The sequence below is a fragment of the Rubritalea squalenifaciens DSM 18772 genome, from assembly GCF_900141815.1.
In the GTDB taxonomy this organism is placed as follows: domain Bacteria; phylum Verrucomicrobiota; class Verrucomicrobiia; order Verrucomicrobiales; family Akkermansiaceae; genus Rubritalea; species Rubritalea squalenifaciens.
In genome coordinates, this window is the sequence record NZ_FQYR01000002.1 from 1,104,365 (window position 1) to 1,126,550 (window position 22,186).

At 51.5% G+C, this 22,186-nt stretch carries 17 protein-coding genes; 4 read left to right on the forward strand and 13 right to left on the reverse strand.

Features of this window, described 5'->3' with window-relative positions:
* Positions 1-101 precede the first annotated feature (101 nt).
* Entirely contained in the window at positions 102-803 is a 702-nt protein-coding gene (locus tag BUB27_RS05080; protein ID WP_143158449.1) for a DUF2845 domain-containing protein, read from the forward strand.
* Positions 804-881: 78 nt separating this feature from the next.
* On the opposite strand, the gene BUB27_RS05085 is transcribed toward BUB27_RS05080, so the two are convergent.
* Complete coding sequence (locus tag BUB27_RS05085; protein ID WP_159434815.1) at positions 882-1,613, reverse strand: PEP-CTERM sorting domain-containing protein; 732 nt, start codon at positions 1,611-1,613, stop codon at positions 882-884.
* Between the two features lie 372 nt (positions 1,614-1,985).
* Positions 1,986-2,717 carry a PEP-CTERM sorting domain-containing protein gene (locus BUB27_RS05090; protein WP_143158541.1) on the reverse strand — a complete coding sequence of 244 codons (732 nt, stop codon included), beginning with the start codon at positions 2,715-2,717 and terminating at the stop codon, positions 1,986-1,988.
* A 233-nt stretch (positions 2,718-2,950) separates the two neighbouring features.
* On the opposite strand from BUB27_RS05090, the gene BUB27_RS05095 reads away from it, so the two are divergent.
* On the forward strand, positions 2,951-4,042 hold the full coding sequence (locus BUB27_RS05095; RefSeq protein ID WP_143158451.1) for a substrate-binding domain-containing protein: 1,092 nt from the start codon (positions 2,951-2,953) through the stop codon (positions 4,040-4,042).
* Here BUB27_RS05095 and trmD read toward each other — a convergent pair.
* Positions 4,039-4,716: a tRNA (guanosine(37)-N1)-methyltransferase TrmD gene (trmD, locus tag BUB27_RS05100; RefSeq protein WP_143158452.1), complete on the reverse strand. Its 678-nt coding sequence runs from the start codon at positions 4,714-4,716 to the stop codon at positions 4,039-4,041. The genes BUB27_RS05095 and trmD overlap by 4 nt on opposite strands.
* 75 nt (positions 4,717-4,791) lie before the next feature.
* On the opposite strand from trmD, the gene rnhA reads away from it, so the two are divergent.
* Positions 4,792-5,247 (forward strand): ribonuclease HI, encoded by a 456-nt coding sequence (gene rnhA / locus BUB27_RS05105; protein ID WP_234991665.1) that lies wholly within the window; start codon positions 4,792-4,794, stop codon positions 5,245-5,247.
* 7 nt (positions 5,248-5,254) lie between these two features.
* Here rnhA and BUB27_RS05110 read toward each other — a convergent pair whose 3' ends face one another.
* Together BUB27_RS05110 and tsaB are read right to left on the reverse strand one after the other, a co-directional pair.
* Positions 5,255-6,079: a 1-acyl-sn-glycerol-3-phosphate acyltransferase gene (locus BUB27_RS05110; RefSeq protein ID WP_143158454.1), complete on the reverse strand. Its 825-nt coding sequence runs from the start codon at positions 6,077-6,079 to the stop codon at positions 5,255-5,257.
* A gap of 8 nt (positions 6,080-6,087) precedes the next feature.
* Positions 6,088-6,750: a tRNA (adenosine(37)-N6)-threonylcarbamoyltransferase complex dimerization subunit type 1 TsaB gene (gene tsaB / locus BUB27_RS05115; RefSeq protein WP_143158455.1), complete on the reverse strand. Its 663-nt coding sequence runs from the start codon at positions 6,748-6,750 to the stop codon at positions 6,088-6,090.
* A 214-nt stretch (positions 6,751-6,964) separates the two neighbouring features.
* Between tsaB and BUB27_RS05120 the strand changes: the two genes are divergently transcribed.
* Positions 6,965-8,095 (forward strand): citrate/2-methylcitrate synthase, encoded by a 1,131-nt coding sequence (locus BUB27_RS05120; protein WP_143158456.1) that lies wholly within the window; start codon positions 6,965-6,967, stop codon positions 8,093-8,095.
* Positions 8,096-8,152: 57 nt separating this feature from the next.
* On the opposite strand, the gene BUB27_RS05125 is transcribed toward BUB27_RS05120, so the two are convergent.
* The 8 genes from BUB27_RS05125 to BUB27_RS05160 all read right to left on the reverse strand — a co-directional run bounded on the left by BUB27_RS05125 (position 8,153) and on the right by BUB27_RS05160 (position 22,138).
* Positions 8,153-10,153, reverse strand: a complete 2,001-nt coding sequence (locus BUB27_RS05125; protein ID WP_143158457.1) for a BamA/OMP85 family outer membrane protein — start codon at positions 10,151-10,153, stop codon at positions 8,153-8,155.
* Complete coding sequence (locus BUB27_RS05130) at positions 10,153-13,614, reverse strand: translocation/assembly module TamB domain-containing protein (RefSeq protein WP_143158458.1); 3,462 nt, start codon at positions 13,612-13,614, stop codon at positions 10,153-10,155. The genes BUB27_RS05125 and BUB27_RS05130 overlap by 1 nt, the downstream gene beginning before the upstream one ends.
* Positions 13,615-13,731: 117 nt before the next feature.
* Positions 13,732-14,424: a phosphate signaling complex protein PhoU gene (gene phoU, locus BUB27_RS05135; protein ID WP_143158459.1), complete on the reverse strand. Its 693-nt coding sequence runs from the start codon at positions 14,422-14,424 to the stop codon at positions 13,732-13,734.
* 51 nt (positions 14,425-14,475) lie between these two features.
* Positions 14,476-15,231: a phosphate ABC transporter ATP-binding protein PstB gene (gene pstB, locus BUB27_RS05140; protein ID WP_234991683.1), complete on the reverse strand. Its 756-nt coding sequence runs from the start codon at positions 15,229-15,231 to the stop codon at positions 14,476-14,478.
* Between the two features lie 113 nt (positions 15,232-15,344).
* Positions 15,345-17,477 carry a PstA family ABC transporter permease gene (locus BUB27_RS05145; RefSeq protein ID WP_143158460.1) on the reverse strand — a complete coding sequence of 711 codons (2,133 nt, stop codon included), beginning with the start codon at positions 17,475-17,477 and terminating at the stop codon, positions 15,345-15,347.
* A gap of 39 nt (positions 17,478-17,516) precedes the next feature.
* Entirely contained in the window at positions 17,517-19,487 is a 1,971-nt protein-coding gene (gene pstC, locus BUB27_RS05150) for a phosphate ABC transporter permease subunit PstC (protein WP_143158461.1), read from the reverse strand.
* Positions 19,488-19,629: 142 nt separating this feature from the next.
* On the reverse strand, positions 19,630-20,451 hold the full coding sequence (locus tag BUB27_RS05155) for a phosphate ABC transporter substrate-binding protein (protein ID WP_143158462.1): 822 nt from the start codon (positions 20,449-20,451) through the stop codon (positions 19,630-19,632).
* Positions 20,452-20,722: 271 nt separating this feature from the next.
* Complete coding sequence (locus tag BUB27_RS05160; RefSeq protein WP_143158463.1) at positions 20,723-22,138, reverse strand: BNR-4 repeat-containing protein; 1,416 nt, start codon at positions 22,136-22,138, stop codon at positions 20,723-20,725.
* Positions 22,139-22,186: the final 48 nt, after the last annotated feature.

Consider the following 22,186-nt stretch of genomic DNA (forward strand, 5'->3'; position numbering starts at 1 on the left):
GCGAGTTGGAATTTTCCCGTGAATAGATGAATCCGGGAATCGTCTAATACTCATATTTCGGCTTAGTGTGATGAGCCTTGTTGTACTATAGTGATGTAGCCATGAAAATGTTGATCCAAACCCTCCTGATGTCCACGGCGCTCGTGATGGCGTCCCCAGCGGAATCCTTGCTGAATAGTGACCCTGATGTGGTCTATATGGAGGAGGTAGGAGGTAAGGCCATTGAGCTTCTGGTGATCAAACCAGCTACCATCTTTGCCAGTAAGAAAGGTGGAAGGAGGCTCGGGGCTTATCCCGTAGACACGAAGGTGACTCTGCTGGCAATGACTGACAAAGGCTACAAGGTGCAGGGAATGGCCAAGCATGGAAAGGTATCCGGCTGGGTGTCTCCGAAAAATCTGGCCTCGAAAGATCCAGAGTTTGTGGAAAATCTAAAAAAATTCTATGAGCGAGAACTCGCGGTGCGCGAGCTCATCAGCAAGAACGAGGTAGCGATCGGGATGAGCTCTGAGGAGGTGTTCCGCTCTCTTGGAGAGCCGACCCGCAAGGAAAGTAAGATCACTAAGGATGGACAGACAGGCAAGTGGTCCTACATCGATACCGAAGAGGTGAAGCATTACACATACGTTACGGATCCGCGAACTGGGAATACCTTCCGTCAGCTCAGTCATATCACCACTGAGGAAAAAGGAAAGGTGGAGGTGGATTTTGAGAAGGGAGTTGTGACGGCGATTTCCAAGATGGAAGACAAGGGGCCGGGTAAAGTGAGAGTTATTGTCCCGCCTGTAATTTTTGGATTTTAAGTCCCATAGAAAGCCATCCTCTGAATTGAGGATGGCTTTCGGGTGAATCAGTGTTTTGAGTAGGTTCGGGAGGTTGGTTTATCTGCGGCGGCGGAGCAGGAAAGTGATGCCTGCGAGGCCGATGAGCGCACTTGATGTAGGTTCTGGAACCGCAGCTCCAGTGAATTCAAAGTTGCGCATGAGGGTGGCCGTGTTTGCCGCTCCATCTACAGACCATGAATACAGTCGGAACTCGACATCCCCTGACTGAGCTCCGATAGAGCTGATATCCACGTTGACAGTCGGAGCAATGTAGGTGCCGTCTCCGGGAACATTGGTGATCGAGTAGTCAAGCGAACCAGTCCCTAGGTGGGTAAAGTTGGTTCCTCCATCAATGGAGTAGAAGAGGCGGTAGTTTTGATCACCGCTTGTCCTGGCACTAGACCCATCCTTGGCAGACCCCCATTCAAAGGAGAACGTATCAAAGGTCAGCGATTCTCCGACATTCGAGGCTGAGAGCGTGAAACCCAGATAGGAGGTTGTGGGGGTGCCTGTGTCAGTGATGTCCGTGCTGGCATCGACATTATGGTTCGCCACTTTCCAGTAAAATCCGGATGGCAAGCTAGCGCTTCCGAAATTGGTGTTGCGGTAATCATTGATATCGAATGTTGAGTCGTTGAGGTTGCCAGCAGTCACTCCGGACAGCACGGATGATGCTGATTCACTGCTTGAGTTGGCATCATAGAGATACTGAGCCAGCGTCGCTGCCTCTGCGGCACTGCTGAGCATGAGGAAGGGGGCGGTGATTGCCCCTAAGGTTTTTAGGTTCATTTGCATGTGTTCTAAGTGGTAAGGGTTTGCCTGTGTTTTGCTTAGGTCTGCTTGTACGCTTTGGTTTTCAGTGATTCGTATAGAAGCCATCAGTGCACCAATATGAGTAAAGCTGGAGTATGTTTTTAGTACTTCCATGAAGTGACTGGAAGCAGGCAATGCATCTATAAACTGGTAAAAGGTTTAGTCAGACGAAGAGGGGTTAATGGTGCCGGATGTCTTCCTTTTTAAAGGCTTACAGGATCCAAGGAGAGGCGAGTTCAAGAGGTTCGGGGCCCTAGTACTTCTGCAGCTTAATGCCAAAAAAGCCATCCTCTGAAGTGAGGATGGCTCTGGGTGAATCCGTGTTTTGAGTAGATTCGAGAGGAGAGATTATCTGCGGCGGCGGAGCAGGAAGCCGATTCCAGCGAGGCCAATGAGCGCGCTGGAGGTGGGCTCAGGGATCGCAGCAGGGGTGATTGATAGTGTAGCGGCATCCATACTTGAGGTGTTTTCCTTTGAATAGTATGTGAAGTTGCCATCATTTTGACTGCGCGTGAGCATGAAGGTGACCTCGTCATTGCTGTTGGCTTGGAGGAAGCCTAACAGTTCAGGAGAGGTGAAAATGTGGCTAGCACCGTCAGCAGTATTAGTAGCGTCCAGAGTGATAGTACCCAATAATTGTGTTATGGCGCCGTCTGTAAAGTCTGGTTTCTGCGGGGCATTAGCTCCGTTTATACCTGACTCAGTCCAATCAGTCCCCAAAGCATCACCTGCTTGGCCATCAACGATACCCCACAGAGAGATGGTTCCTGAAGTAACATTAGTGCCGCCTCCGTCAACTGTGATGGTGAAGCTGGCATCTGCAGCTGTGGCAACACCAGTTAGGGTAGTGGTGTCGAAGTGAATCCAAGTTGTTCGTGTAAATTGGGAGCCTGCACCGGCAGAGCTGCGTTTTACAAGTAGGCTTTCAGCCGAACCGTGATTTGTGGTGTTTGTGGTGCCTTGAACAAAGGTGTCCGCATCGGTAGTGATAATGGTGGCAGCTAATGACGAAGCAGAAGTACTAAGAGCACAGGCAGCTAGCGCAGTGCAGATTTTCTTGGTGTGAGTCCTATTTTTCATAGTTTTTGTGTTACTTGTCTGTGTTTAGTTTAGGGGGAGCCTGGACTCAGCCAGGCCTTGAAGTACATGCTGTCTGTTGATTGGGAGTTTTAGAAAAACAGCCTATCTAGCTTACATGTCAGTACAGTATCATGCTTAGAATGAGAGTGATAAAGAGATGAGTAGACCTTGTTCTGCTAAAATGGTTGTGCAGAAATGGCTGGCGTGTACATTGGAACAAAGCTTGTTCCAATATGAAACGATTGCCCCAGCAGAGTACCTTTGAATTAGTTGTCGAATCCCTGAGGGCAGAGTGTGCCCGCGGTGGGTGGAATGACAAATTGCCGGGAGCTCGGGTTCTAGCCAGTCGTCTGGGGGTGAGTCCTCCAACGGTTCTCAAAGCCTTGGGTCATCTGGAGCAGGAGGGAGTGCTGGAGCGTCCTGGTGAGCGCAAAGCCTATCGGGTGAAGCCCCAGTGGGTGCAAAAGCAAGGGGTCAAAGTAAGTAAGGCCAAGAAGTCGGTTTTGATTCTCTCTCATCTGGAGATCAGTGAGCTGGTGGATACCACACGTACGATTCTGGAGCGGATTAAATACAAGCTCGTTCAAAAAGGATGGGAGGTGAGGACCCAGGTGGTGAACTTTGTGCACGTGAAAACAGTCCAGAAGTCCTGGGATACACTCATTCAGGCGGATGAAAATACTCCTGTACTCGCTGTGTATGGACGCCCGGCGATCGCTGATTGGGCCAAGAAGAACAATATTAAGATTCTCTTCCTGGGGGGGACCAAAGAGGGGCGGCAGGTCACCTCCGTTTCAGTGAGTTCGCCGGATCTTGCTGCACAGGCTTTGTCCTTACTTGTCGAAAAAGGTCATCGTAAAATTGTTCTGCCGCTGAATGACCGGGCGGATGGCTTCAAAGAAAAAATCAAACAGGTCACCAGGACCGCTGTGGAGTCAGCTGGATCTGTTTATCTGGAGTCTTATCATAATCCAGAGAGCCCTTACTTCATGCCTGATGTCATCAGAGGGATGGTTCAGTCCATGATCAAAAACCATTTGCCGACAGCCTTTGTTTTTCTGGATTGGAAAGAGTTGGTCGCAGCACACTGTTGTCTAGCCCAAGCCGGATTGAGAGTTCCGCAGGACGTGTCCATGGTGTTGCTGAATGACCAGCCTGAAGCTGAGTGGTTTGATCCACCGCTGGAGCGCTTCCGGTTTCCCTCAGAGGAAATGGCTAATCAAGTCTGTAAGTGGCTGGAAAAAGGGAAGCTGGAGTCTGATGTCAATATTGTGCCGGCAAAGTATGTCGCTGGCCAGACTATTGCAGCTCCGAGAAATAGTTAACCCTCGTCTAACAAGTCAGGGCGGTTCTGGCGGGTTCTCAGTAGGGCTTGTTCCTGTTTCCATTCCGCAATCTTCTTGTGGTTACCTGAGAGGAGTACGGCTGGCACTTCCATGTCCCGGAAGGTATTTGGCTTGGTGTAGGCTGGGGCTTCCAGCATGTTAGGGTCTGAGAAAGACTCATCCAGATGGGAGCGTTCATCACCGAGAGCTCCGGGAAGCAGACGTACAATGGCATCGGTAACAACGGCTGCGGCGATCGCGCCATTGGTGAGAACATAATCGCCGATAGAAATTTCCTCGTCCACCAGTTGTTCAATCACCCGGTGGTCGACTCCTTCGTAATGGCCGCAGAGAATGATGAGGTGCTTTTCTTCGGACAGCTCTCTGGCAACGGCCTGTTTGAAAGGCTTGCCCTGTGGCGTCATGAGGATGACTTTGGACTCAGGTGTGCGCAGTTGCTCGATCGCTGCAAAGATGGGCTCAGGCTTTAGCAGCATGCCTTGGCCGCCGCCACAGAGATAGTCGTCGGTTTTTTTGTGCCTGCCACTAGCCCAGTCACGGATGTTGTGGGCCTCGATACTGACGATGTTTTTCTCCCGGGCACGCTTGATGATGCTCTCGCTCAAGGGAGCGAGGGCGATTTCAGGGAACAGGGTCAGGATGTCGATGCGCATGAGGCTTGTTTAATTTAAATTTCGAAATGTTAAATTCTAAAAAGGTAGGCTAGGCAGTGGGGCGTGAGGCACAAGGTGACAATTTACACGGATGGATCATCCCGCGGCAACCCGGGGCCGGGTGGCTATGGCGTGGTGATGATGGCGGCAGGTCGCCGGAAAGAGCTGAGTGGAGGGTATAAAAGGACGACGAATAACCGGATGGAACTCATGGCGGCCATTGTAGCGCTCGAAGCTTTGAAGCAGCCCTGTGAAGTGAGCCTACATTCCGACTCCAAGTACGTCATCGATGCCATGACCAAAGGGTGGGTTTTCGGCTGGAAGGCCAAAGGATGGTCTAGGGGGCCGGGTAAGGAACTCAAAAATGCCGAGCTCTGGCAGCGTCTCTATGCCGCCTCCCATGGTCACAAGGTGGACTGGAAATGGGTGCGCGGGCATGCTGGGAACGTCCACAATGAGCGCTGCGACACGCTGGCTGTTGCGGCGGGGCGAGGCTCGGGCTTGCCTGAGGACGAAGGCTTCGAGGATTAGGCTAAGCTTAAGACTCGGCTAGTCTGTAGGTTTGCTCTCGGAGGTAGTCGGTAGGCTTGGCTTGCGCGGCCAGAATTTCTGGGGCGATGAGTTCCCCTGCACTGCAGGCAATGGTTTTGCCACGCATGGCTAGAAAGGCTGGTGGGATGGCGGCGGTGCGGAAGAAGGGAACCTTGGCTCCCAGAATTTGAAACCAAAGAGGGTTTTGCCCTTTGAAATAGATGGGGAGGACAGGGGTATTGGTCTTGATCGCGATGCGTGCGATGTGCTCCGACCATGGCGGGTCGAGAATTTTGCCCTGGTCACTCTGGTAGTAAGAGACTGCGCCAGCAGGGAAGACGGCCAGTAATCCCCCCTGTTTGACGTGGTTGCTGGCTCTTTTCAGGGCTAACAGATTTTTTTTGCCTGCTCCCGGTTCAGAAAGAATATTCAGAGGGATGAGCCAATCGGAGAGGCCTCTGGCGCCCTCGGCCACCGAATTAGCCAGGATCAAGGTGTCTCTCCTGGCTTGGATACATAGTGAGCCGAGAGGCATGGCATCGGCACCACCGTATGGATGGTTGGCGATGACAATGACTCCTCCTGATTTTGGGATGGCTTCGTGCACGCCTTCAGCTTCGGTATGGATGCCTGAAAGGCGGAGAACACTCGTGAAGAAATCCGGGTGAGGATTGTCGGCTGCCTGAGCGAATAGAGTACGGATTTTGGGGATGCCGAAGATAGATTCAATGAGGTGCCTGATCTTGGCGGGAAAGCCATCGCCTCTCAGCCAGGATGGGAGGGCGGGGGCGGAATCAAGAAAAGGTCGGGGCGCGGACGGCTTTTGGCTCATGCTGGTGATTATTTTCTGCGAAGCAAGGGGTGGCCAGGCTTGGCCTTGGTGATGAACGGTGCGCGCAGGTAAGCTGGGGAAGGGGGAGTCTTGATTAGCCTCTCTCTCTCTTCTGAGGGAAGTCGGTTCCAGGCGGTGATCAAGAGGTCCGCGGTGGGTAAAGTAGTCGGTGCGGCTACTCCGTCAGGGAGATCCAGTGACTCTTCAAAGGTGAAGAGTGGAGTATTCAGCTTCGATAGGGTCTGATAGAAGCTCTCCTGGTCCATGAGCTTGGGCTCGCCGGGCATTGAGTTAGCTGGAATGTCGATGGTAAAAAAGGAGCCGCGTCTGGCATCTCCCACGGCTGTGGCGGCTTCACCGTCAGCTGTAATGGGGGTAGCGAGTAGGGAACTGAGTCCGATCACGGGGCATCCGTGAGCGATGGCAATTCCTTGGGCCGCTGCGATGGCGATTCTAGAGCCGGAATAGCTGCCTGGACCGGTGCCTACCAAAATGTAGTCACACTGGCATCCATCAGGAAGAGAGTCTAGCAGCTCAACGAGTGGTGGGAAAAGAAGTTGGTTCTGCTGGCGATGACTCTCGAAATGGCGGCAAAGCATATCCTGTCCATCGATGGATAATGCGATGGAGGCCTGAGGGACGCTGGTTTCAATGGAGAGAATCGTTGGCACGTGGTGACTTTAGTGGTCTTTGGAATTTACTGAATAGCAAACTGAAAAAAGTATCAATGTGCAGAAATTGTGACGCTATGAGCCGTTTTTGATCAAATTGTGTCGATTAATTCATTATGAGAACAGCATTCACCCTTGATTGTACGCCGCGAACTGCTTTTCTATTTCCGTCACGTGGGATGGACCCACTGAGAAGAATTTTAGAAAAGAAGTTATGAGCGATTACGCAAAAGGTTTGGAAGGAGTTATTGCCAACGAGTCTGCCTTGTCCAAGGTGGAAGGCCTCGAGGGCAAGTTGTCGTATCTCGGTTACAGCATTGATGATCTGGTAGAGCATTGCAACTTTGAGGAGGTGACTTTCTTGCTTCATAATGGCCGTTTGCCCAATGCTGCTGAACTTGAAGCTTTCGAACAGAAGCTGCGTAATGACCGCGAGCTTCCAGAGCAGGTGGTTGACTTCCTGAAGAACTTGCCAGCAGACGCGACTCCAATGGATGTCCTTCGTACGGCAGTCTCCATGCTGGGTATCTTTGACAAGCGTGCCAAGATTGGTGAGCCAGATCACGAGCTGAACCGTGAAGTGGCGCTCTCTATTGTAGCCAAGACTCCAGTTATCGTGGCCTACTACCACCGAGCAAGACAGGGCAAGGATCTGCCAGCAGTTCGTAACGATCTGTCTGAGGCAGCTCATTTCCTCTACCTCATCAATGGTGAAGAGCCAAGTGAAGCAGCAGCTAAGACACTGGATATCGCCTACATCCTTCACGCTGACCACGGCATGAATGCTTCCACATTCTCTGCTCGTGTCACCATCGCAACTCTCTCCGATCTCTACAGTGCCATGACTTCTGCCATCGGCACACTCAAGGGACCACTTCATGGTGGTGCTAACGAAGGTGTGATCAAGATGCTCAATGAAATCGGCAGTGAGGATAAAGTGGATGCATTCGTCGAAGATTGCTTGACTCACAAGAAGAAGATCATGGGTATTGGTCACCGTGTCTACAAGGTGCTCGATCCACGTGCTCCACATCTCCAGAAGATGGCCGTCAAGCTGACCGAAGAACTTGGTGAAGCCAAGTGGATCAACATGTCTGAGCGTATTGCTACCATCATGCGTGAGCGCAAGGGACTCAATGCGAACGTAGATTTCTACTCTGCGACAGTTTACTACTCACTGGGCATTCCTACTGACCTGTTCACTCCGATCTTCGGTATCGCGCGTATGGCTGGCTGGACCGCCCAGGTGCTCGAGCAGCTTCAGGACAACCGCTTGTACCGCCCACTTACCAAGTATGTGGGGCCTGCAACGACTTCTCCAGTGCCTCCAATTTCCGAGCGCTAGGAAGCAAGTTGCCAGAAACTTCCGAAGCGAGACCTGCTCAAGGTCTCGCTTTTTTTATCAGAAGGTAGCGCCAATGGCGAAGTGGAGTGTACCTGCAGGTTCTCCATCTTTGCGGTTGAGGTTATGACCGTATTCAAGACGTATTGGCCCGATCGGTAGGTCGATCCTCATACCCAAACCCACTGCATAGGAGGGATTGTTGAAACCCCAGCTGGAGATGTCTGAATAGACCTGGCCCATGTCAAAGAAGACGACTCCGCGTATGGGCTCTCTGATGTCACGGACGTATTCGAGGCTGGCATTCCAGTAGGCCTCGCCACCGAGAGGATCATTTGAGAATGAGCGCGGTCCCATCTCCCGTTCATCAAAGCTTCTGACTGAGTCGGCGCCGCCGGAAAAGAGGCGGAGGTCGATGGGGAGGTCTGCTGAGTCACCGGGCCTGATAGCACCAGTGCTGAAGCTAGCAATGAAGTGGTTCCTCTCCCCCTGCCTGATACGATAGGAGGTATCAATATTGGCGAGGACGTAGGAGGTGGTTGAATCACCAGCCACGGTGCCAGTCTCTAACTTTGCCTGGCCGTGGAAGCCCTCTGAAGGAAGCGTCGTATTGTCTCTGAAATCGATGCTCTGGATAATGCCTAATTTAGTGTGAACGTAATCATCTGGACCAAGTTCCAGAGGAGTGAGATCTGAAGAGGAAGTCGTGACGTAGGAGCCTCCTAAGTAAAGTCTGGTCGAGTATTCTCTTTTAGGAGACCAGGTGAGAGAGATTTCACCGCCAGTTTCAAATTTGTCGTAAGCGTCATAGAGGCGCTGAAGGGTAAATGCTCTGACGGTTAGACTGAGCGGCTCACCTAGGAAGAATGGTTCTGTGAGGCTGGTCTCACCGAGAAAACCCCGGCCTGACAACTCGCCGCGAGCATTGAAGCGAAGTAGCTCACCGTTGAAATTCAGGTCTGTGTAGGAGAGCCCTGCAATACCACCTTCGAACGTTCCCAGTCCGAGATAAGAGCGAATCGATTTGGCTTTGGCCTCCTCGACATTGATTTCCAAGTCCAGCATGGCATCTGGCTGAGGAACTGGAGTGACGGTCACTCTGCGGAATGCCCCTGTTGAGAGCGCTTTTCTGAGAATTTCGTCCGAATGTTGAGCATCGTAATACTCGCCTTTAAGATCGTCGAAGAAGCGCCGAATACGTTTGGTTTTGGTCTTTTTGTTACCAGCGATCCGGATGTCCTCGACCTTGTAGCGAAGTCCGCGGTCGATGGTGAAGGTGAGCCTCACAGAGTCAGCTCGGTGCTTTGATGACATGGTGAGCTTTGCAAAGTGAAAGCCTTTCTTGCGGTAGTACTCTTCTACAGCAGTTCTGACTTTGGTGATGTTTTCCGTATTTGCCGTTTTGCCAAGGTAAGGCTTGATGTCAGCCAAGTGAGCCTGAATGTCCTCACTTTTAGCTCCTTGGAATGAGGGGACGGCAAGAATGTGGACTGGGCCTGGGTTGATACGAAGTGTGATATCTACGTCTTTTTGTTGTCGGTCATATTGTTCACTGACGACAGTGACAGAGGATGACCAATAGCCCTGAGATTTGAGGTAGTTGTCCACGTTCTGAGCTCCCAGTGCGGTAAACTTGGGGATGTAGGGGGCTTCGTCTTCTTTTACAATCTCGGATTCGACCACAGGTTGCAGGAAGTAACTACGTAGTTCTTCCTGAGTGAGTGGACCCAGTTCGTTTGTGTTAATTTCGCCGTACACATATCGGATGCCTGGGCGTGCCGTAAGCTGAATAATTTGTCCACCGGGCAGACTCCAGTCGACTGTAGCTTCCGCATGACCTGCGCGAACTAGGATGCGTTTCAGGAAGAAGGCCGCATCATCAGCTCGCCAAGGAGATGGCTCACGACGGGTAACGAAGTCTAGGCGGGGTGTTAGCTTGTCGATGATTTCCTTTTGCTGACCTGGTGCCAGCCCGGTCACACGAATTTCCGCAGACTTTAGCGCGAGAGGGCTGAGTCCTATAAGGAGTGATGAGTAGATGGGAATGTGGCGGGGATGCATTAGCGGAATCTGATCACGTAGATGACTAAGCCTCGGGTTTGCTGCTCATTATCTACTTGGGCTGTTAGGTGCCATTGGGGGGTGAGCTCTATGGTGGCGGAGTAATATTCACGTCCCGTGAATGCATCTTTTTCTCCCACGTTGAGGTTGAGGTTTTCTACTCCTTTCAGCAGGGCGACAAAGAGTTGATTGCCTCCTGGTTGTTCTGCTTTTTGGCGCATTTTGATGAGAAAGATTTGGAGGGCCTTGAAGGCGGCCACTTCTTGGTCTTCCAAGCCACTGGTTGTAGAGCCCGTGGCGATCAGGGCCATGACTTCGCTTTCAGGAAGAGGAGGGTAGGAGGTGAAGGCTGTTTTTGGCGATGACGCGGACCCGTAGACGAAGACGCTCACATCGTAATTGCCGATCGAGGACTTGCCGCGGATATCGAGCGTGGGCACTAGACCGTTCTTCGGAGTGAAGATGACCGAGCCTTTGGGTATTTCTAGCAGACTGAAGGGGAGCTTGGCTTTCACGTTTCTGATAGAAAGGCTGCCGTCTGGTTCCGGATTTTTCAGGGTTCCTCCTACTTTGATGGAGCCGCGGATGAAACCGGAGGCGATATTACCACGAGCAAGGATGGGGTCTTCTGTAAGAATCGTTAGATCAAGTTTCCATTCGCCGAAGGGCTCCGGAATAGGAAGCCCGTCTTCCGCTTTCTCTGGATCGATAGCTGGGAGCTTGACTTCCGCTACTGCTGAGGAAGGGACTCCTATGGGAAGGAGTTCGATATCTTTGTAGAGCAGAGATTCAACCAAGCCAATTCTGCCAGAGAGCGTAGCCTCCTTGAGTGTCCCTTTTAGGTTTAGGTTGGTGTTTGCCCTTGCTGAGATTAGGTCGTCCCGATGCACCAGGGCATATCTGGTCATGAGGTCGATATCGAAGCTGGGGTTTTTGAAGTCGTTGAGATCAGCTTTGCCGGAGATCTTGAAATCACCACCGTTGATCTGAGCGGTGAGTTCTAGGTCGGCAAGTAAGGAGTCTGAGATTTTAGCGTTGAGTTTGAGGTTCCTCGCATCGCGAAATTCTTCAAACCCTAGCTTGAGCTGAGGGATTTCAGCTTGGATGTCGGCTTGGAATTTAGGGTCATGAATCGTTCCTTTGACATTGGCCTCGCCTGTTATCGATCCCTCTAGAGACTCGATCTTTGGGATGAATTTTTTGAAGCGAGCCAAGGGTAATTCTTCAATCGTTAGTTTGGCGTCTATGGGGGATTTATCTAACAAAGTCTCCAGGAGGTTGGGGTCTTCGAGCCAAGCTTCTGGGGTGAAAGGGAAGGTGCCACTGAGGGCAATGCGTTTGTCTTGGTTCTCTGAGAGTTCAGCCGAGAGCCTAAGTTGCTCTTCTTCAGACCGGAAGTCGACTGATAGATTAAGTGGAGCGATGTGCTCGTCATCAATACCCGAGACATCGATGGCTTTCATCAGGCCATTGATGCTAGGAGCTCTGGGGGAGCCAGCGAGTTTGAAATCAAGTTCCAGAGAGCCGTTGATTTCCTGAGCTGTCTTTAAGGCAAACCATTGCCTTAGTTTGGCGAGTGAGAGTTGCTTGGTGTCTACGTTCAGGTTCCATGCCGTTTTCTGCCCCAGAAACTCTTTGAGAGTGGTGATTTCAGTATGGTAAGGGATGTTGCCTGTGATGGTGGCTATAGGCTCTTTGTCGCGCTGAATGCCAAACTGCTTGATAGAGATACTTTTTCCATCCCAGTTCAACTGGGCTTGCCCTAACCAGTCTTCTTCTCTGATAGACAAAGAATGGATATCCAGCTTGTCAGGCCACTGGTAGCTCACGTTGGTGGAGGCGGAGAGCTTTGGGATCTCAGGAAGCGAGAGCTCTAGCTGGTTGACTTTGAGGGTGCCGATTTGTGGTTTCTTCAGGTCGATGTTTCCTTTTCCTGACCAGGCAAAGTCTAGTGGACCTCCCGCAGCTAGCTTGAGTTCGAATATTTCGAGTAAGGCATTGATCCACTCAGGAGATTGCTCGCTGAATGAGATGGCTCCCGAATAATCTTGGCTATTCAAGTCGTAAAAAGCTTCCAGTTCGAAGCGCTCGGGGGAGTTTGCCGATGCTGTGACTGTACCTGAAGAGTGATAGTCGGCAGAAAGTGCGATCTCTGGAATGCTGGAATCTCTTGCCTGAATGCCACGAACACTTGCTTCTGCCTGGACTTGATCAAGGACCTCACCAGACAGGCTGAGGTTCCCGCTGAGTTTCATGGCAGCTTGCTGAAGTTCGATACCCTCTGGTAGTTCGATCCATAGGTCTGCGATATTTCCTAGCTTGGTGGTCTCGAGGGCATAGTCGAGTTTGGTGTGTTTCCACCATTCTTTGGATTCAGGGTCAGACCATGAGCCTTTTGCAGATGCTGAGAGCTCAGTCTCATTGAGCTTGGTTTCGAGTTTAAGGGTGTAGCTTTGGTCTTTTTGACTGAGGTCCAGGCCGAGGTCTTTCGCGAGATACTCATTGAACTGCAGCGAATCCGCAGCGAGTTTGGCCTGGACTTCCCAAGAGGGAACTGGCGTTTCCTGCCAGTTATTGATTTCCAGCTCAAGCTGGCTCAGAACCGCTTCTACTGGGAGAGGGATGCCCAGGTGGAACTGAACGGCCTGGGTGGTGATTTGTCCGTTAGTGAGACTGGCACTCAGGCTCTCGCACACGGAGATGTCGAGCTCTGCGTCGTAGAATGAAAGTGTGCCGGAGCCTGTCGGGTACTGCTGCCAGTCCGCCTTTACGGAGCTCAGGGCAATTCCTGGAAGTATTTCGAAGCGGTCAAGAGTGGCCGAGTACTCCTGCCAGGTCAGATTGACGACTTGCTCAGCAGTACTAGAGCCGGTGCTGTCTTTGGCGGTGAAGCCGCTCAGCTGAAAATCGCTGGATCCTGAGGCATGGCTTAGTTCGCTGAGGGAGAAATCAGCAAAGGGGTCACCCTCTTGGAGTAGGCTAAGCTGTAAGTCTGTGATGGTGATTTCAGGTTGCTCTACCCAGCTTCGTACAAGTGAGAGGGTCTCGCGCAGTTTGGCGTGCGGGTCTTCTGGGTCCTCTTTGCTGGGGGGGAATTTGGAAACGTCCATGACGACGCGGGCGTTCTCTAGCGAAACTCCCCGGATTTTCTGATCTAGGAGCTCGAGGATACGATAGTCGAGCACTAGCTTGTCCGCTTCTAGCTGCTGGAGGCCTTGCTCACCTGAGTAATGCAAGTTTTGGATCACGAAGCCACTCGCCAGCGTACCCTCTACTTCTGCCGAGCCAGACATGCCTTGTGTCTCAAGCCCTTTGTCTAATCCGTAGGAGACCGCCCAGCGTGCACCAGGACCGTTCAGGGTGTAGCCTAAGGCCAGCAGAACGGCTCCAGTCCAGCCCAAGCGTCTCGTCCACTTGCGCTTTGCTTTTTTGGTGGGGGTGATGTCTTCTTTTTCAGGCATTACAAGCAGTCACATACTAGACTGTCTGGCTGCACTTGCAAACTACAGATAAAAGAAAAAACCGCCGGGCGGCTGCCTCGGCGGTTAGAAAGTGATTAATCCTAATAATGGAGTGAATTATTCTTCCTCGTCGGAAAGCTCACCGCCGTGACGAATATCGGTAGCTGTCTCCATGAAGACGACGTCTTCGGCGATATTTACCGAGAGATCACCAACGCGTTCAAGCCAGCGGCAAATGAACACGAGATTGAGGTAGTCCTTGTAATTGGAGCATTCTCCTTCCAGGCACTTGGTAAGCTTTCTATGCGTGGATTTGTGGAGGGCATCCAGCTCGTCATCTGCACGAATGACTTCCAAAGCGATTTCCTTGCTGCCGTCATTGTAGGCGGTCAGAGCTTTGGTGAGCATGTTGTTCGCCAGTTGATAGATCGGCTCGACGAGTCGGTTCTCTGGCAGTTCGCTGTTTCTGAGGATCTTTCTGCTGCGCTTGGCGATGCTGACTGCGTGGTCAGAAATACGCTCCAGATTGTTGGTGATCTTCATGGAGGAGATCACCATGCGGAGGTCGCCCGCGAAGAGTCGGTACTTGGACATGAGAAGGACACCTTCTTCATCAATGATGATTTCCAGTTGGTCTACTTCTTCATCGTCCGCGATGACTTGATTGCAAAGCTCAATGTTGCGGTCAAGGAGGCCGCGGATAGCATTTTCCAGGTTCTGCTGGGTGAGGCTGCCAATAGTAATCATCTTCTGTCTGAAGTCTTCCATGGCACTATTGAAGTCTGATAGGATATGTCCGCCAGTTTGCATAGTTGTTAGGTAAGTTAGAGGTTGGGGTAGGAGCTGGTTTGGCAGAGAGGATTAACCGAAGCGGCCACTGATGTAGTCTTCGGTTTGCTTGTTACTTGGGTTGGAGAAGATCTTCGTGGTATCAGCGTACTCGATGAGTTCACCCAGATAGAAGAAGGCTGTGTTGTCCGAAATACGGCTGGCCTGCTGCATGGAGTGGGTCACGATGACGATGGTAAACTCCTGACGGAGCTCGGTGATCAATTCCTCCACCTTGGCTGTGGCGATAGGGTCGAGTGCTGAGCATGGTTCGTCCATTAGGATGACCTTTGGTTTTACCGCTGTGGTACGAGCGATACAGAGACGCTGCTGCTGACCACCGGAGAGGCCAAGTGCTGAGTCTTTGAGACGGTCTTTGACCTCATCCCAGAGAGCGGCACCTTTGAGTGCTCTCTCGACTGCTTCGTCTAGAGTAGATTTGTCCCTGATGCCTTGGATACGGAGTCCGTAGGCTACGTTGTCATAAATAGACTTCGGGAAGGGGTTGTATTTCTGGAAGACCATGCCGACTTGCTTGCGCAGCTCAATGGCAGACACGCTGCGGTCATTGATGTCCTGACCCATGATACGAATTTCCCCTGTGGTGATCTTGGAGGTTTCCACGAGGTCGTTCATGCGGTTGATGCAGCGAAGCAATGTGGACTTACCGCAGCCAGATGGACCGATGAAAGCAGTGACCTGCTTCTCAGGGATGTCCAGGGTGATGTTACGGAGGGTATTCGTTTTACCGAGGTCATAGGAGAAGGAAACATTGTCGATCTCAATCATCGGTTCCACATGAGGCTCATTTCTAGATGCCTGTAGGAGCGAATCGGAATTGGCTGCCGGATTGTTGGAGTTCATATTGCGGGATGGTTTGGAGATGGTTTGAGTAGACATGGTTACCACTTGATTTTGTTGCGTACTCGGATGCGCAGCCAGACGGAGAAGCCGGCAAGTGACATCACGATGATCATGAAGACGAGTACGGCACCGTACTGCATCGGCTGTGTGTATTCAGATTGTGGGATTCTGCCGGCTACCGTGTAGATGTGGTATGGCAGAGCTTGCACCGATTGCTGGAGGAAATCAATGAAACGATCAAAGCCCAGCGAGTGGATGCCTTGCCAAGGAAGATCTGAGCGTTCAGCGACGGCTGCCGTGAACATGATAGGAGCTGTCTCGCCAGCTACACGCGTAATTCCCAAGACAGATGCTGTAAGAATCCCTGGGAAGGCGTATGGAAGAACTGCTGTGCGGATGGATTGCCACTTGGAGGCACCCAGTGCCAGCGAGGCTTCACGGAATCCCTGCGGGACGGCGCGGAGTGACTCTTCACAGGAGGTGATGATCACCGGAAGAATCATGATAGCGAGTGTGAATCCACCTGCCAGCATGCAGGTGCCCCAGCCCTGGAAGGAGAGGTAGTACCAGCCGTCATAGAAACGCGTGTCGCCAGCAGTGGCGGTGAGTTCACGAAGTTCGGAGATGGAGGCTTTGTCTTCGGCGATGTAAATTTTCTCCTGCTCGACAACACGCAGGTTAGGCTCGGAAGCGACAGGTGCGATTGGTACGATGAATTTACTCTCAGCACTTGGTGTGCTGGTGAGAGCCGGGGCGATCATGACAAAGAGACCAAGACCGAAAAGACCAAACACGATGGAGGGGACACCTGCGAGGTTGAGCATCGCCAGACGGATAGTCTTAATGAAGCGTCCCTGTGCTGCGTATTCCGTGAGGAACACGGCGGAGGCGATACCCGTGGTAAGAGCAATGGCCATGCAGATGATGACCAAGATAGCTGTACCTATGATCGGGCCCAGTACACCACCGCCCGAGTAGGAGTGGGTGTGCTCAGATGAGGTCTTGAAATTGTTTGTTCCCTCGTTGGCAGCTTTGATCTGCTCATAGTCTTCAGCATTGAGAAGAACTTCGGAGTCTTTCTTCAAGGTGAAGCTGACGAATGGTTCAGACTCTACAGCTGGTGTAGCGTTGTCTACTTTGATGCCAGGGTTTGCTGCGATCAGGGTCTCATACTCTGAAGCAGATGTGGTCAGGTTGATGGCTTTGCCGAGATTGACTACGATAGATCCCTTGGCTGTATTGTGTTTCGTTGGTACACCCATGTTGGCTAGAATCGCCAGTACCTTGTCATTGGTTTGGTAGGTGCCAGCAGGAATGGTGAAGTCGTAGAAATTTTTGACCACCGGGATGTCCTTTTGATCCTCTAGTGGCAGTGTGCCGCTCTCGTCCTCGTCAAAAGCTGTAAAGAATGTGCCTCCATCTACGGTGATGGTCTGAGTCTCAGGGATGATACATGGGAATTCATTACCCGCATCATCATCAGCGAAGGTCTGCTTCATTTTGAAGATGAGAGGCGTGTTTACCAAGGCGTCGTGAGTACCCTTGCCTATCATGTATTCACCTTTGGCGATGGTGACCTCGAAGTCGCTGAGTTTGGATTCTCTGGATTTTACGTCTGCAGGAATCAAATTCGGGGCTAGCTCTTTGACTGTTTTGTAAGCGTCCTCAGTGAGGGTAATCGCTTTGTCCTGCTGCAGGGTGAATGCGACAGGGGCTTCAAGGGTGCGCTCATCATAGCGGAGGTAGAAGTTGTCGTTCTGCTGCTCCAGGTCCTTCAGGTATCCCTCGCCGATGATAGAGTCTGGGAGGAGATCAAAGTTGATCATCTTATAGGACTTGTCAAAGGTTCGTACATTGGCGATCGGCAGTCTGTCGTCGCCATTGCTGCTGAGCATGGAATCAAAGTTCTTAGCAGGCACTTCAATGCCATCAGCTTGTTCTACTTCCAGAACGCTCAACGTTTGAGGTTTCTCTGTCAGGAAGCTTAGGCCTTTCTCCGCGAGGACGGGGGCGCCTTTCCAGATGATATTGCCAAAGATAACGAAAGCGCAGAAGAGGACGGTATAGGTGAAAATCATGAAGGTGATTGTCACCAGTTTCTCTTTGCCTTTCCGTCTGTCTTGGGTCTTGCAGAACGGGTTGACCGCAGGTTGATGTGTGTGTGAAGACATGATGTCGAGAGTGTTCGGGAGATTCTAGACGTGTGAAACTTAGTGTTTGCTGAACTTGCGGAGAATGGTCTGAGCAATGTAGTTCAGGCTGAGAGCGATAACGAATAGGACGAGGCCAACCATGAAGAGGGCCCCCCAGTGGAGAGATCCTTCATCCACTTCACCAATTTCCTGAGCCAGGATACCAGTCATGGAGTGTGCAGGGTCGGTAATGGATTCCGGGATGGCAATACGGCCACCCATGACAAGCAGTACCACCATGGTTTCACCAATGATACGGCCGAAACCGAGTAGAACAGCTGCGATGATGCCAGACGAGGCACTTGGGATGATCACTTTGAGCACGGTCTGGATTCGAGTGGCACCGAGAGCAAGTGAGGCTTCCTTGTAGGATTTTGGCACGTTATTGAGGGCGTCCTCAGCGAGCGTGAAAATGGTCGGCACGGACATCAGAGCCAGCAGGATGCCAGCGTTGAGAATGGTCAGGCGGTTTTCTACCGGTAGGCCAGGGATCCAGGATATGATTGGATACTGTGTGTTCTCGACCAAGAAATTACCGAGAACCACCACACCGAAGAAGGCGAGAACGATGGAAGGAATCGCGCCGATGAACTCAATCACTGGCTTGATGAATTTTTGCTCAAAGGGGGACGCCAAGCGGTTGACGTAGATGGCTCCACCTACAGAGAAGGGAACGGCAATCACTACCGCGACAAGGGCTACGCAAACTGAGCCTGCGAGCAGCGGGATGATTCCGTAGAAGTCCTGCCAGGAGGAGTTGGTAACCCATTTGGTGCCGAAGAAGAATCCAGTTACCGCCTGGGACATGGGCATGTGCGCGGTGTGGTCCCATTCCTCCATACGCTTTCTTTTCTCGTCAAAGAGTTCGAAGATTGATTCTTCTAGCTCGTGGATCTTGTTGATGCGGCGGCGGGCGAGTTTTCCTTCAAATTTGTCTGCACTGGGCACCTTGGCGAGGCCTTCTTTGGTCTTTTCCGTGAGTTTGGCGAGGACTTCCTGGTGCTTGTCTAAGCTGTTGTAGAGTGGTTCATTGAGCTTGGAGTAGTCCGGTTCAATGGTGAGAACACGCTCAGCTTCAATAAGCTTACGTTTTCTGGTTTCTTCGTCGCGCGCGAGTTCAGCTGCTTTAAGTAGGGCTTCTTTACGTGCGCCTGCAGAGGAATACGTGAGAGCCTGACTCTTGTTGCTACCGGCTATCTTGCGGATTTCATCGACGAACTTGGAAAACTCTGATTGAGGCTCCTGGAAAAGTTTGCGTGCTTCGGCGAGGTCCTGGATGAAAGGGAGGGCGTCGATCTCAGCCTTTGCCTTGGCTTCACTGTCTTTGATCGATTTCTGGAATTCAGTGTCTTCCCCTGTGATGATGTTCTCAACGACAGATTGGCGAATGGACTCGAGGTATTTCTTATCGGTGACCCAGGTTTTGTCGGTCAGGTCACTGTAGTCGAGATCTGAAATGACTTTGGTGGCTTCAGCGCGCAGGGCCTCTCGGGCAGCAGCTAGGCTTTTTTCAGCTTCCTTGATGCGGTCAGGTTTTGGCGGGTCTTCCTCACGGAGGTCATTGAATCTGGATTCGGATCTCTTAAGTTCTTTACGTTCCGAGGAAATCTCCTTGAGGACTTGTGATTTGAAGGTGGCGTGTACTTGCGTCACGAAATAGAGGGCGCCTAGGCGATCCATGATCTCATACTCGCGTGCCTGGATGGCTAGGGAACTGAGTTCTTTTTGAGCCGTGATCTGCTCGGATGCGTAGTCTGTGAATTCCTGGCCAGACTGGCGGTAGAGGGTGAGACTCTTACGATAGTCCGGGAAGAAGGACCATGCGTGATAGATGAGGAAAAAAATGATAAGGCTGATGACAATAATGGCCATCGTGGCGTTGCCGCCGAAAAAATATTTGATCGCTTCCTGTTTGCCGATGCCGAGTACCTTGAATCCGGATTTTTTGTGGAAAGGATTCTTATCTTTGGCTGTCTTCGAGGATTTCATATCAGGGAAAGCGAGTTCAGATAGTTCTGTGTAGCGTGTTGAAGCGCAAGTGCCTTCATGGAAAAAGCACCGCACAATTCGGTCATGTGCGGTGCTTTAGATGTTATTTGTTACTGAGTAAAGCAGAAGTACTAATCGCTACTTACTTCTTTGGTGCGCCGATGAAGCCAACTTTTTCGATGATCTTAGCAGCTTCTTCAGTACCAGTTGCCCAGTCGATGAACTTCTTCACTTCACCAGCTGGCTGACCAACAGTGTAGTAGTAGAGGTTACGGGAAAGTGCGTACTCGTCAGCTTTCTCAGGAGTAGGAAGAACACCGTCAACAGCTGCAGGAGCGATACCGTCGCGGCCGACGTATGCAAGACCAACATAACCGATGCCGTTTACGTCCTTAGCAACTTCAGCAGCGATCTGCTCGTTACCAGCCATCTTCTGGCTGTTCTTGCCGTAGTCCTTCTTGTTCATAGCAAGCTTCTGGAAAGTCTTGTAGGTACCGGAGGAAGTGTTACGGGTGTAAACTTTGATTTCACCAGCCTTACCGCCAACTTCGGACCAGTCAGTGATGGTGCCTGTGAAGATGCCAGCAACCTGGTCTTTAGTGAGTTTCTTAACGCCGTTGGCTTCGTTTACGATGACAGCAATCATGTCAACGCCTGCAACGTGCTCAACGAGTTCCTTACCAGCGGAAGCGAACTTGTTCTTCTCGGAAGCCTTAACGGAGCGGGAAGACATACCGAAGTCAGCTGTACCTGCGAGGAGGTTTGTGAAGCATGTGGAAGAACCTTCAGCTGCGATTTCGAAGCTTACGTTGTTGCCAGCTGCTTTGTAGGCTTCAGCGAGCTGAGGAACCATTTTAGCACCGAGGGTGTCGGAACCTTTAACGGTGAGTTTGGTCTGAGCTGTAGCGCTAGCTGCGAGAACGAGGCCTGCTGCAAGAGCGGAGGTAATTGCTTTGAATTTCATGGTAGAATTGGTTGTTTGTTATCTGGGGTCCCCGGTGGAGACATGCGCAAGATGCTTCCGCTGTTGTAGATTGGCAAATGGTGCAGGGAAACGAAGTTGTCACATTTCGTAAACGGCTAATATAGAGTGTGTAAACGTGTTTTTCGAGTATGGGTTTTTTAATTAAGAAATATTAAATATATGCATCCTAGATAGAGGGATAAACGCAAAAATGCCCGTCAGCTCAAGAACTGCGGGCATTATGAGAGGGGGGGACAAAAACTAGTTTCAACTAGCGGGGCTCACTCAGGTGACAAATATTGAGCCGGTAGTCAGTGAAGGTGGTCATATCGCCGCGAGCCCAGAGTATATGGCGTTTGCCTCCCGGGTTGGATGGGATGAGGGGGCGGAGGTTGTCTGTATCGGAATTCCGGGTGATGGCTTCCCATTTCCAGGATTTTCCTTGGTCAGAAGTTTTTCCTCTGAAGAGCTCCCAGTGCCGCTTTTGGTCTTTGGATGAAATCAAGGCTTTGCCTGTAGCCGGATGGGCGTTGGTAGAGATGATGACGGTATCCGGGTCTTGTGGGTCCAGGGCTACCAGCCCCGTGTAGTCACTTTCCTTGGTGTAAAGCTTGGTGCCAGCGAATGCCATCTGGTGCACATTCCATTGTTTGCCATCATAGCGCGCATAATAATAGCGGTGGTCATTACCATATTGGTCGAGGCGCTGGCCTCTTCCTTTGGCGCCGTCCAGCTGAACCGAGAATACGGTGTAAGGGTGCTCGTTTTCATCGAGTTCGATGTCCACGGTCCAGGCTACCTTTTCTGGTCCACCTTCGAATACCCGGGTGAAGGAGGTGGGCTTGAGTTCACTGTCGCCACTTAATCCAGGACTGCCAACGACTTCGCCAGCTGAGTTGTAGAGCTTTCCTTGCTTGTAGTAGCCGTGATATATGGAGTTGTCGTAAGCGCGTGGATGATCCTCTGTAGTTACGAAGTGGATCGTATCCTTATTGTTGGAGGTGTAGCGGAGGTAGGGGCGGCATCCGTCCACTCCGGTATAGAGCGGGTTATCCTTCAAGTCGTCTTTTTTCCAAGAGAACAAGCGCCAGCCGTACTTCCAGGATTTGCCATTGTCGTCTGAAATACTGCAGTTCGGGTTGTAGCCACGGGCCCTGCAGAAATTGTAGATGCGGCCATTCTCCGCCGAGAGTTGATAAACGTTTGAGTAGGTGTAGGCTGCGCCGTGGTTGAGTGATTCTTCTTTCTCCCACGCGGTGATGTCATGGGGATTGCTTGTGATCCGCCATCTTTGCAGGGTGTCTTGACCGTGCTTGCCATAGACGGCGAGTATGCGTTCGTCCGGTCGCTCCAGTAGTCCGGCGACGTCGTGATCGTCGCGGTGAAACTTATCGTGCAGCTCAAAATGCTTCAGATTGCCTGTCTCAGGATTCCAGGAGCTTATCCACAGGTCACCGGCATCTGTGCCGCCAAAGGTGTCACCGGCAATGGTGGTGAAAAGAATTTGGCCGTCCTGAGTCACGATAGCCCGTGGGCCTTGATACCAGCACCAGCCTCCATTGACTTTGATTTCGTGGGCTCCCTCCACCTCTGTCAGTGGGCGGGCGGAGTCAGCGTGGGAGCTTAAACTGGCAGTCAGGCAAAGACCACCAATAATCATTGTTTGAGAGAGCATCGTGATTTTCATAGTTTACTGAATAACATACTTCGGCCAAGGAGCTGACCTTTTGCCATA